This window comes from Arthrobacter sp. HMWF013, assembly GCF_003061105.1.
In the GTDB taxonomy this organism is placed as follows: Bacteria; Actinomycetota; Actinomycetes; order Actinomycetales; family Micrococcaceae; genus Arthrobacter.
On the sequence record NZ_QAIQ01000306.1, the window covers coordinates 1 to 11,338 of the forward strand.

Below are 11,338 nucleotides of genomic sequence, written 5' to 3' on the forward strand. Positions count from 1 at the left end.
CGTCACAACGGCGGCTCTGCCTGCGGTTGTACTGTCGTCGCTGGCCCTCGCCCAACCCGCCGCCGCACAGTCCCCTGCCCGGCCGGTTCCCGCGACACTTGCCACCGCCATGAAAGCCCAGGCTGCCGAAGCCAAAGCGGGCCTGATCCCCGCAGCCTCCGTGTCCACCACCATTCCTGCCGCTTTCCAGCCGGCGCAGCCCGCGGCACCCGCCGAATACAGCGTTGCCCGGGGCGACACCATCAGCGGCATTGCCGGCAAGTTCGGCCTCGACACCTACGAGGTCCTCAAACTGAACAACCTCCAGCCGAACACCATCATTTACCCGGGCCAGAAGATCAAGCTTTCCGGTTCAGCCGCTGCTGCACCGGCCCCGGCGCCCTCGGCACCTGCTCCGGCGCCGTCCGGCGCGGGAGGCAGCTACACCGTTAAAGCCGGCGACACGCTCGGTGCCATTGCAGCCCGGCACAACGTCAGCCTCTCGGACATCTTCAGCTGGAACGGGCTGAACATGCGCTCCATCATCCGCCCCGGCCAGAAGGTCAAGGTAGGCGCCGGCGAGGCCGCCGCGCCGGCGGCGCCCCAACCAGCCTCCACCCCTGCAGCCCCCGCGCCTGCTCCGGCAGCTGCGCCAACAGGTGCCTACACGATCAAAGCCGGGGACACCCTGTCTGCGATCGCCTCACGCCATGGCGTCAAGCTCTCGGAACTCCTCGCGGCGAACCAATTGAGCATGACAACCCTGATCTACCCGGGCAACAAGCTGGTGATTCCGGGCGCCCCGGTTCAGCCCGCATCGTCCGCCCCGGCACCGGCTGCCAGCGTGACGCCGCTGGTACCAAGCTCCTTCCTGGGCTTCAGCTACCCCGCGGCGGTGGTCAGTTCCGCCAACGAGAACAAGGCCTTGCTGAACGCGTCGCCTGTCCCATCCCGGGACCAGATGCGCACCATCGTGGCAGACACTGCCCGCCAGATGGGCGTGGACCCGTCCCTTGCCCTCGCGTTCGCTCATCAGGAATCGGGTTTTGACCAGCGGGCCGTTTCACCGGCCAACGCCATCGGAACCATGCAGGTGATCCCTACATCCGGCCAGTGGGCCTCCGACCTGGTGGGACGGAAACTTAACCTGCTGGATCCCTACGACAACGCGACAGCGGGCGTAGCCATCATCAAGCGGCTGATCGCAACCAGCAAGGACCTGGACAACGCGATCGCCGGCTACTACCAGGGCCAGTACTCCGTCAGCAAGTACGGCATGTACGACGACACCCAAGCCTATGTGGCGGCCATCAAGGCCCATCAGAAGAACTTCGGCTGAACCATCCAGCAACGCTGCCAAGGCTTGCTGCCGCAGTCATTGGCTCACGGACAGGGGTCCGGACCGCAGGTCGGTTCGGACCCTTTTTCGTTGCGGGATTAGGATCGTAGAGTGCAGGAATACGTGTCAGACCGTCTCGTTGGAACGCTGGTGGATAACCGCTACGCCGTCCGCTCCAAACTCGCGCGCGGCGGCATGTCCACTGTTTACCTCGCCACGGACCTCAGGCTGGAGCGCGATGTCGCCCTCAAGGTGCTGCACCCGCACCTCGCCACGGATGAGAGCTTTCTGGGCCGGCTTGGCCGGGAGGCCAAGACCGCGGCCAGGCTCTCCCACCCCCATGTGGTGGGGGTGCTGGACCAGGGCAATGACGGCCAGACCGCCTACCTTGTCATGGAGTACATCAAGGGCCACACCCTCCGGGACGTCATCACGTCCAAGGGTGCGTTACCTCCACGGCTCGCCCTGGCGCTCATCGATCCCGTGATCGAAGGGCTGGGAACGGCGCATGCCGCCGGGATGATCCACCGCGACATCAAACCGGAAAACGTCCTCATCGCCGAGGACGGCCGGATCAAGCTGGGCGACTTCGGCCTGGCCAGGGCCGTCACCACATCCACCAGCACCGGTGCCCTGATCGGCACGGTGGCATACCTCTCCCCCGAATTGGTGCTCGGAAAGCCAGCCGATGCCCGCAGCGACATCTACTCCGTCGGGATCATGCTCTACGAGATGCTCACCGGCAAGCAGCCGTTCGACGGCGACGTCCCCATCCAGGTCGCCTACCAGCACGTGAACGGAAAAGTGGGGCCGCCGTCGGCCCTGGTTCCGGGCCTTGCGGCCGAAGTGGACGAACTGGTGCAGTGGTGCACCGACAACGATCCGGAGAACCGGCCCGTGGACGGGAACGCCCTGCTCCAGGAACTGCGGCACATCCGGACCAACCTCACGGACCGCGAACTGGACCTCCAGCCTCCCGCAGCCATCGCGGCCGGAGCCCAGAGCCCGACAGAAATCATCGCGCGCACTAACAACCCCACCAGCGTGATCTCGCCGCTGGCGCCGACACGGCCACCCCGGGTGCAGGAACAACACCCGCAGGACCCGACGCGTGCGCAGGAACAGTTCCGGCCACATGAACACCCCACCGCTGTCTTTCCCGGTGTTGCACCCTCCGCGCCCTTCGACGCGCGGACAGCCGGCCCGCGGACATCCGGTGGGTACGGTCCCTACCCGGACACCGAAGCGGCTCCCCTCACCAAGCGGGCCCAGCGCAAGGCAGACAAGGAAACGGAGAAGGCCAGGTCGCGGGCGGCAGCGACCCCGCTCAGGTCCCTCCGGGAAGGCAACCCGCGGCGCCGCGGGGCCCTGTGGGTAGTGGTCCTGGTTATCATCGCTTTGCTCGCGACCGGGGGCGGCTGGTTCTTCGGGATGGGCCCCGGCTCGCCCGGAACCATCCCCGCGGTGGCGAACAAGACGGTGGCGCAGGCGCAGCAGCTGCTGAGCGATGCGGGCTTCCAGTCCAGCACGCGTGACGTTTTTGACGACGACGTCCCGTCCGGACTGGTGGTGGGCTCGGAGCCGGGCGCCGGAACAGAGATCAGGAAGTTCCAGCCCGTGGCTTTGTTTGTCTCCAAAGGACCGCAACTGTTCGAGCTGCCGAAACTCACGGGCCTGACGCTGGATCAGGCCAAGAACGAACTGAATTCGGCCGAAATGGCCCTGGGAACCATAGTGGAGCAGTTCGACGAGGGCATTGCCGCCGGCGTGGTCCTCGCCCAGGACCCGGCCGCAGGTACGGCGGCCCGTCATGGGACGCCGGTTGCCCTGACAGTCTCCAAGGGCCCCGAGCCCATCGCCGTCCCGTCCGTCGTCGGGCTGGATGAGGATGAAGCCGTCGAAGCCATCGGGGCAGCGGGATTGAAGGCCGTTGTGGCGAAGGACGAGGTCAACGACAAGAACGTGCCCAGGGGCGCGGTGCTCAGTCAGGCGCCGGCCAATGGAACACTCACGCGGGGCGGCACCGTGACGCTGACAATTTCCAGGGGACCGAAGCTCGTGGAGGTTCCGAGCTTCATCGGCAAGCAGGCCGGCGAAGCCCGCAGGGAACTGGAAAAGCTCGGCTTCCAGGTCCGCGTGAACAACGTCCTCGGCGGCTTCTTTGGAACGGTCAGGGACCAGGACCCGGTTGACGAAGAGGTTCCCGAAGGATCAGTCATTACCCTGACGGTGGTGTAGCCGGGTTATCCGCCGGCCACACCACTCACAGCTCATGCAGGTCCGCAGGGTCAGTGCTTAGCCAGCGCGCCGGCCACAAGGAATGCCATCTCAAGGGACTGCATGTGGTTCAGGCGCGGGTCGCAGACCGACTCGTACTTGTCCAGGAAGGATTCCTGGTCGACGGGGTCGGCACCGCCCAGGCATTCGGCGACGTCGTCCCCGGTCATTTCGACGTGCAGGCCACCGGGGACAGTCCCCAGGGCGTGGTGCACCTCGAAGAACCCGCGCACCTCGTCAATGACGTCGTCGAAGTTGCGGGTCTTGTAGCCGTTGGGCGAGGTGACGGTGTTGCCGTGCATCGGGTCCGTAACCCACAGGACCTGCGCGCCCGAGGCGGTGACCTTCTCGACGACGGCGGGGAGCTTCCCGCGAATGTTTGCTGCACCCATGCGGGTGATGAAGGTCAGCCGGCCGGGCTCGCGCTCCGGATCCAGCTTGTCGATGAGGCGGAGGGCGTCGTCCCCGGTTGTGGATGGGCCGAGCTTGACGCCGATCGGGTTCCGGACGCGCGACAGGAAGTCGACGTGGGCGTGGTCAAGCTCCCGGGTGCGTTCCCCGATCCAGAGGAAGTGAGCAGAGGTGTCGTAGGGGAACCCGGTGCGGGAGTCGATGCGGGTCAGGGCGCGCTCGTAATCCAGCAGCAGAGCCTCGTGGCTGGCGAAGAACTCCACCCGCTTGAGCGCTTCGAAGTCCGCTCCGCAGGATGCCATGAACTTGATGGCGCGGTCGATGTCACGGGCCAGGGACTCGTAGCGCGCGTGGGCAGGATTCTCTGTGAAGCCCTTGTTCCACTGATGCACCGAGCGCAGGTCCGCGAACCCGCCCTGGGTAAAGGCCCTGATCAGGTTCAGCGTCGAAGCTGAGGTGTGGTAGGCCTTCAACATCCTGGCGGCGTCGTGGCCGCGGGATTCGGGGGTGAAGTCATAGCCGTTGACGATGTCACCGCGGTAGGCCGGAAGCGTCACGCCATCGCGGGTCTCGTCATTGGACGAACGCGGCTTGGCGAACTGCCCCGCCATGCGGCCCATCTTGATGACCGGCATCGCGGCACCGTAGGTGAGGACCACAGCCATCTGGAGGATGGTCTTGACCCTGGCGCTGATCTTGTCCGCGGTGGCCGCTTCGAAGGTTTCAGCACAGTCGCCGCCCTGGAGCAGGAACGCCTTGCCCTGGGCAGCAGCTGCCAGACGTTCGCGGAGGACATCCACTTCGCCGGCGAAGACGAGCGGCGGGAGTACGGAAAGTTCCTTGACCGAGGCGTCAAAAACGTCCTTGTCCTGCCAGCTGGGCTGCTGGGACACGGGAAGATCGCGCCAGTCGTCCAGGCCGGGATAGTTGGCTGCTCCGCTCTGGGCGGTGCTGGACAGCGAAAAGACAGGTTTTGCAGATAGCTCAGTCACTATCTAAGACTAAAGGGCGTAGCGGGCTTCGGAACACCTCACCGTCACGCGTCCCGGGAGCGGCGTCACAGTCAGCCTGCAGCCGGGTCCTTGCCCTTTGCCTCTGCTGCTGCGCCTGCGAGCTTGAGCTTCACCACGGCCGCATACTCGTCCACGTATTCCTGGCCCGAGAGCCGCATGAGCTCGAACATGATTTCGTCCGTGACCTTGCGCTGGACTTCCCGGTCCTCGGCCTGGTCAGCGTATTGGCTGAAATCCAAGGGGGCACCGAAGATCATGCCGATCCGGCGGATGTTAGGCATCCGCTTGCCGATGGGCTGGACCTTGTCCGTTCCGATCATGGCCACAGGAATCACGGGCACCCCGGCCTGCAGGGCAAGCCGGGCGACTCCCACCTTTCCGCGGTAGAGCTTCGCGTCCGGGCTGCGGGTACCTTCGGGGTAGATCCCCAGGAGCCCGCCGGAAGTCAGGACGTCCATGCCGGCACTGAGCGACACGGCCGATGCCGCCCCGCCGGACCGGTCCATGGGCAGCTGGTTGGTCAGCCGGAAGAACATGGCTGTCAGCCGGCCTTTCAGACCCGTGCCGGTGAAGTACTCGGATTTGGCGAGGAAAACCACGGGCCGCCGGACCATCAGGGGCATAAAGATGGAATCCGAAAATGAGAGGTGGTTCGAGGCGATGATCGCCGCGCCCTCGGCGGGAACGTTGTCCAGGCCTTTGACCCACGGACGGAAAAGAAGCCGCAGGACCGGCCCCAGGAAGATCCTCTTCATGACCCAATAGAACACGTTCAGAACCTCTCCGGAAGCCAGCCGGCCAGCCCTACGTCGGGTCAGGCAGGCACTCCAATGCAACCCTACTCTAGTGAGATTTGTCAGGAACAGTGACACGATGGTGTCATGACAGAAAGCAGCATCCCGCCCAGGCCTGCCGCTTTCAGCTATCCCGGCCACGGCCCTAACGCGCGGACCGGAATCGCGATCTGCCACGGCTTTACGGGCAGCCCCCTCAGCGTCCTGCCATGGGCTGAATACCTTGCCGCCCAGGGTTTTGCGGTGACAGTGCCGCTGCTGCCCGGGCATGGAACCGACTGGAAGCAGCTGGCGCGCTCCAACTGGCACGGCTGGTACGCCGCTTTCGAAAACGCATACCTGGAGCTTGCCGCCAGGACGGACCGGTGTTTTGTGGCCGGCCTGTCGATGGGCGGCGCCATCGCCCTCCTCATTGCCGCCCGGCACCCGGTGGCAGGGGTTTCCGTGGTGAATCCGGGCCTGAGCTTCTATGACCGCCGCGTGCGCGTGATAGGCGTGCTGAAGTACTTCCAGCGCACCACGATGCCCATCCAGGAAGAAAAGCCGACGGCGGCATCCACCGAAGACGGCGACTATTCCCGCACGCCTCTGACGGCAGTGCACGAACTGAAAAAGCTCTTCGGCGCAGCGACGCGCGGGCTGCACCAGGTTAATGCCCCGGTGCAGGTCTTCAAGTCCCGGACCGACGCCGTCGTGCCTCCCACCTCGCTGGCCGCGCTGCGGCACCGCCTCGGACCGAGGCTGGTGGAGGTGGTGGACCTTCACAACAGCAGCCATGTTGCCACCCTTGATGTGGACGCGCCGGAGATTTTTACCCGTTCCAGTAAGTTCTTCCTCGCCCACTCCGCGGACACAGCGGACGCCGCCCCACACCCCCACGGAGACGTTATGGCAAGCCTTCCGGACCACAGCCCCTTCAGCAGCGCCCTTCAGGGGGACGGCGTCCGGATCGGTGTGGTGCTCTCGCACGGGTTCACGGGCAGCCCGCACGGGCTCCGGGCCTGGGCTCAGGCGTTCGCCGATGCCGGCTTCGCGGTACGCATGCCGCTGCTGCCCGGCCACGGCACCAGCTGGCAGGAACTTGCCAGGACACGGTGGCAGCAATGGCACGCTGCCCTGGACGAGGCCTACCTTGACCTCGATTCCCAGTGCGACCAGGTGTTCGTGGCCGGGCTGAGCATGGGAGGGGCACTGGCCTTGAGGATCGCGGCGACCCGCCCTGTTGCCGGCGTGGTCCTGGTCAACCCGGCACTGGTCATCGACGATCCACGCGCACCCTTGGCAGGGATCCTGAAACTGGTGCTCAAGAGCACCCCGGCGATCGCCAATGACATCCTGAAACCTGGAATGGACGAAGGGGCCTACCCGCGTACCCCGGTGGCTGCCGCCCATGAGATGAACAAGATGTTTAAGGACACCATCAGGCTGCTCCCCCGTATCACCGCCCCGGTCCGGGTTTTCCGCTCCACAGTGGACCACGTGGTCTCTGATACGAGCATCGTGGCCTTGCGCCGGGGACTGACCCACGCCCCGCTGACCCTGACCTCCCTCGAGAACAGCTACCACGTGGCAACGTTGGATAACGATGCCCAGGAAATCTTCCAGGGCTCCGTCGATTTCATCCGGACGGTGGTCGACGCCGAGGCCCCTGCCGATCCGGCGTCGTCAGGCACGAGGTCTGACCTGCTGCAGAAGGGCACCGCCAATGACTAAGCCAGACTCCGGCTCACCGGATCAGGGAGCTAACCAGGACGACGCCGTCTGGCTTGATCTGGTAGCACGGCTCGAGGAAGGTTCCGGGGCAGGCGGCGTGGCTGGGACCGGTGATTCCGCTGGAGATAACGGCGCCACGGGCGCACCATCCCCGTCCGCAACCTTCCGCGACTTCGATCCCCTGGGACTTGCCGGGGCGGCCCCCACTGAACTGTCCGCGGCCGAGCGGCTCGCGTCCGCTCCGGCAGCGGGCGATGGCGGCGACTCCGAGGGCTCCGGGCAGCCCGGTTCCGTCACCGGAGGGCCCCGTGATTATGAGGCGGAAGATGACGACGGAGCGTTCGTTCCCGAGGAACCGCCGAGCCTTGCGGGGACCGATCCTCTGACCATGCTGGCCTGGCTGGGCGCCGTGGGTGCGCCCGTTGCCTTGGTCCTGTCGGCAATGTTCTGGCGGTCCGCCCCTGTACTGGCTGTGGTGGGCATGGTGGCGGTGTTTGTCCTCGCAGTGGTTTACCTGGTGATGAAGCTCCCCCAGGAAAAAGACGAGAACGACGACGGCGCACGCGTCTAGCGGTACGTCCCCGCAGGCGCTGGCCGGGGCTGTGCCGCTAGCTGCGCATCCGGCTGCTGACGCGGGACAGGTCAGCGGCACCGATGAGGCCGGCGTTGGGCCCGAGGGCTGCCAGTTCGATTCCCGCTGCAGGACGGAAGCCCCGGCCGGTAAGGTTCCGGGCGAAGGCTTTGCGTGCCGGCTCCAAAAGGAGATCTCCGGCAGAGCACAGTCCCCCACCGATCACAAAAAGTCCCGGATCAAGGGCCGCGGCCAGGTTCGCCAGGCCCAGACCCAGCCACTCGCCCACTTCGTCAAGGAGTTCCCGGCACGCAGCGTCTCCGGCCAGGGCGAGCTCGGTGACGGTCACCCCCGTGATCCTGTCCGTGTTGCCGTCAACGGCGGCCAACAGGTCGTGGGCAACCGGCGAGTTGGCCCGCGCCAGGATCCTCGCTTCCCGCCCCAACGCGTTCCCTGAGGCGTACTGCTCCCAGCATCCGCGGTTGCCGCATTCGCAACGGTGTCCGCCGGGCATGATGATCTGGTGGCCGAATTCGCCGGCCACGCCGAAGCGGCCGCGCTCCACCCTGCCGTCCACCACCATGGCACCGCCGATGCCGGTGCCCAGAGTGATGCACACCAGCCTGTCCTCGCCCTTACCGGCACCGAAGCGCCATTCCGCCCAGGCCGCTGCGTCGGCGTCGTTCGTCAGCAGGACCGGCCGGCGCAGCAGGCTCTGCAGGTTTGCCCTGAGGGGTTCGTTCCGCCAGGCGAGGTGGGGGCTGAACAGTACTGTACCGGCGTCGAGGTCCATCCACCCGGCCGCTCCGATGCCTACCGAAGAGATCCGATGGCCGGCAGCCAGTTCCTCCACCACCTCGACGATGACTTTCTCCACGGCGCGGGGGTCGCTGCCGGGAGTGGACCGCCGGGTTTCACTGAGGATCCTGCCTTCAGCGTCCACGACCCCGCCGGCAACCTTGGTCCCGCCGATGTCGATGCCGATGGCCAAGCCCTTGCGCCCGAGCCGCAGGTGTTCGCGGAGTCCTTGCCCCGGCCCCGGCCGGGCCTGCATGGCCTGTTGCCGTCGCCGCCAGGGCGCTGGACGTCGTGGGGAACCGGCCTGGTCGCCGTGGGGCGGTACATACATAGTCCCTCATTGTAGGCGGGCCGGGCAGGCGTCCACGTCAGGCCCGCAAATTGGCACTCACCAGGCTTTGACTCCTAAGTTACTCGCCAGTAGGTTTATTACTGCACGGCCACGTTGCGGGCGTATTAGTCTTTAGGCATACCCTGTGCGGGTCTATGGATATCAAAGGAGCTATAGTGCGCGAATTCAGTGTTCCGCCACTGGTTGTGGTCCCCCCGGAAACCAACATCACCGATCTGCTGCTTCGGCAGGCTGCCAAGCCCAGCAACCCTTCGCTGTTCTCGCGGCTGGACTCCGCAGGCGCCTGGCAAAATGTCTCCGCCAAGGACTTCCTGGCCGACGTCACCGCGCTTGCAAAGGGCCTGATCGCCAGCGGCGTAGGGGCCGGCGACCGTGTGGGCATCATGTCACGCACCCGGTACGAATGGGCACTGGTCGACTTCGCCATCTGGTTCGCCGGCGGGGTGCCGGTCCCGATCTACGAAACCTCATCACCGTCCCAGGTCGCCTGGAACCTCGGTGACTCCGGCGCCGTTGCCGTATTCGCCGAGGCAGCCCACCACGAGGACATCATCCGGCAGGCTGCCACCTCAGAAGGACTCACCGCACTGCACCACGTCTGGCAGCTTGAAGGCGCCGGGCTGGACGCCGTCCGCGAGGCCGGGCGCGGCGTCAGCGATGCCGAGCTTGAGGCCCGCCGCACGTCGGCCCGGCTGACGGATATCGCCACCATCATCTACACCTCCGGTACAACCGGCCGGCCCAAGGGCTGCGAACTGACCCACGGCAACTTTGTGGAGCTCTCCGACAATGCTCTGGCCATCCTGGGCGACGTCGTCAACGAGAACTCCAAGACCATCATGTTCCTCCCGCTGGCACACGTCTTTGCCCGCTTCATCTCCGTCCTGGCAGTGGCAGGCGGTGCCACGGTGGCGCACACACCGGACATCAAGAACCTCCTTGCCGATCTGCAGAGTTACCAGCCAACCTTCATCCTTGCCGTCCCCCGCGTCTTCGAGAAGGTCTATAACTCGGCCCTGACCAAGGCTGAGGACGCCGGGAAGGGCGCCATCTTCCACAAGGCCACGGAAACCGCCATTGCGTTCTCCAAGGCCCGGCAAGCCGGCCACATCGGCTTGGGCCTGAAGCTCCGCCACACCCTTTTCGACAAACTCGTCTACGGCAAGCTGCGTGCAGCCATGGGCGGCAACGTAGCCCACGCGGTATCCGGCGGCGGCCCCCTGGGCGAACGGCTGGGCCACTTCTTCCAGGGCATCGGAATGCAGATTCTCGAGGGTTACGGCCTGACGGAAACCACCGCCCCCATCTCGGTCAACACCCCGGCACTGATCAAAATCGGCTCGGTGGGCAAGCCCCTGCCCGGTAATGCGGTCCGGATCGCTGAAGACGGCGAGATCCTCGCCAAGGGCGTTTGCGTGATGCGTGGCTACTACAACCGTGAGGATCTCTCTGCTGAGACCTTTGACGACGGCTGGCTTCGGACCGGAGACATCGGGCGCCTCGACGAGGACGGCTTTGTGTGGATCACGGGCCGCAAGAAGGAAATCATCGTTACCGCGGGCGGCAAGAACGTCATCCCGGCGCTCCTGGAGGACCAGATCCGCGCCGATGCGCTGGTCTCTCAGGTCCTGGTGGTGGGTGACAACCGGCCGTTCATCGGCGCCCTGGTGACCCTTGACCAGGAAGCCCTGCCAGGCTGGTTGCAACGCCATGGGCTCCCTGCTTCCACCACCATTGAAGAGGCGGCGGAGAATTCCGTGGTCAAGGCCGCGGTGCAGGACCTCATCACGCAGGCCAATGCCTCCGTTTCCCAGGCCGAGGCCATCAAGTCCTTCCGTATCGTCCCCTCAGACTTCACCGAAGCGTCCGGCCACCTGACGCCCTCGATGAAGGTCAAGCGGGCCCAGGTGATGAAGGACTTCGAAAACGTCATCGAAGAAATGTACGGCGCTCCCCGCAACTAAGCGCGGAAACAGCAACGCGGGGTCACTTTCCGCCCGATAAACAGAGTTTATTGGGCGGAAAGTGCCCCCGCGTTGTGTTTAGGGTTTACTCCACGACCAGGAGGAGATCCCCGCCCTGGACCTGCTC

The 11,338-nt window shown here is 65.6% G+C and carries 8 protein-coding genes and 1 pseudogene; 6 read left to right on the forward strand and 3 right to left on the reverse strand.

Going from position 1 to position 11,338, the window contains the following annotated elements:
- On the forward strand, window positions 1–1,318 hold a 1,318-nt coding region (locus DBR22_RS11635), incomplete at its 5' end, for a lytic transglycosylase domain-containing protein (RefSeq protein WP_258229158.1).
- A gap of 111 nt (window positions 1,319–1,429) precedes the next feature.
- Window positions 1,430–3,556, forward strand: coding sequence for a Stk1 family PASTA domain-containing Ser/Thr kinase (locus DBR22_RS11640; RefSeq protein ID WP_108599145.1), 2,127 nt, complete (start codon window positions 1,430–1,432; stop codon window positions 3,554–3,556).
- A gap of 50 nt (window positions 3,557–3,606) precedes the next feature.
- Here the strand turns inward: DBR22_RS11640 and DBR22_RS11645 are convergent, their stop codons facing one another.
- Window positions 3,607–4,998 (reverse strand): class II 3-deoxy-7-phosphoheptulonate synthase, encoded by a 1,392-nt coding sequence (locus DBR22_RS11645; protein WP_375134953.1) that lies wholly within the window; start codon window positions 4,996–4,998, stop codon window positions 3,607–3,609.
- 71 nt (window positions 4,999–5,069) lie between these two features.
- Window positions 5,070–5,789 (reverse strand): lysophospholipid acyltransferase family protein, encoded by a 720-nt coding sequence (locus DBR22_RS11650; RefSeq protein ID WP_108599147.1) that lies wholly within the window; start codon window positions 5,787–5,789, stop codon window positions 5,070–5,072.
- 111 nt (window positions 5,790–5,900) lie between these two features.
- Between DBR22_RS11650 and DBR22_RS11655 the strand changes: the two are divergent.
- From DBR22_RS11655 to DBR22_RS11665, 3 genes and pseudogenes are all read left to right on the forward strand, one after another.
- A pseudogene (locus DBR22_RS11655) lies at window positions 5,901–6,665 on the forward strand (alpha/beta hydrolase); the annotation flags it as partial.
- Window positions 6,666–6,701: 36 nt separating this feature from the next.
- Window positions 6,702–7,526, forward strand: a complete 825-nt coding sequence (locus DBR22_RS11660) for an alpha/beta hydrolase (RefSeq protein ID WP_108599152.1) — start codon at window positions 6,702–6,704, stop codon at window positions 7,524–7,526.
- On the forward strand, window positions 7,519–8,097 hold the full coding sequence (locus tag DBR22_RS11665; protein ID WP_108599148.1) for a hypothetical protein: 579 nt from the start codon (window positions 7,519–7,521) through the stop codon (window positions 8,095–8,097). The genes DBR22_RS11660 and DBR22_RS11665 overlap by 8 nt, the downstream gene beginning before the upstream one ends.
- A 37-nt stretch (window positions 8,098–8,134) precedes the next feature.
- Here DBR22_RS11665 and DBR22_RS11670 read toward each other — a convergent pair whose 3' ends face one another.
- Entirely contained in the window at window positions 8,135–9,151 is a 1,017-nt protein-coding gene (locus DBR22_RS11670) for an ROK family glucokinase (RefSeq protein ID WP_108599149.1), read from the reverse strand.
- A gap of 251 nt (window positions 9,152–9,402) precedes the next feature.
- On the opposite strand from DBR22_RS11670, the gene DBR22_RS11675 reads away from it, so the two are divergent.
- Window positions 9,403–11,211 carry an AMP-dependent synthetase/ligase gene (locus DBR22_RS11675; protein WP_108599150.1) on the forward strand — a complete coding sequence of 603 codons (1,809 nt, stop codon included), beginning with the start codon at window positions 9,403–9,405 and terminating at the stop codon, window positions 11,209–11,211.
- The last annotated feature ends 127 nt before the right edge of the window (window positions 11,212–11,338 follow it).

Coding starts and splice junctions, on each gene's coding strand:
- DBR22_RS11660 (WP_108599152.1), top strand. CDS start 6,702: ATGGCAAGCCTTCCGGACCACAGCCCCTTCAGCAGCGCCCTTCAGGGG.
- DBR22_RS11665 (WP_108599148.1), top strand. CDS start 7,519: ATGACTAAGCCAGACTCCGGCTCACCGGATCAGGGAGCTAACCAGGAC.
- DBR22_RS11670 (WP_108599149.1), bottom strand. CDS start 9,151: ATGCAGGCCCGGCCGGGGCCGGGGCAAGGACTCCGCGAACACCTGCGG.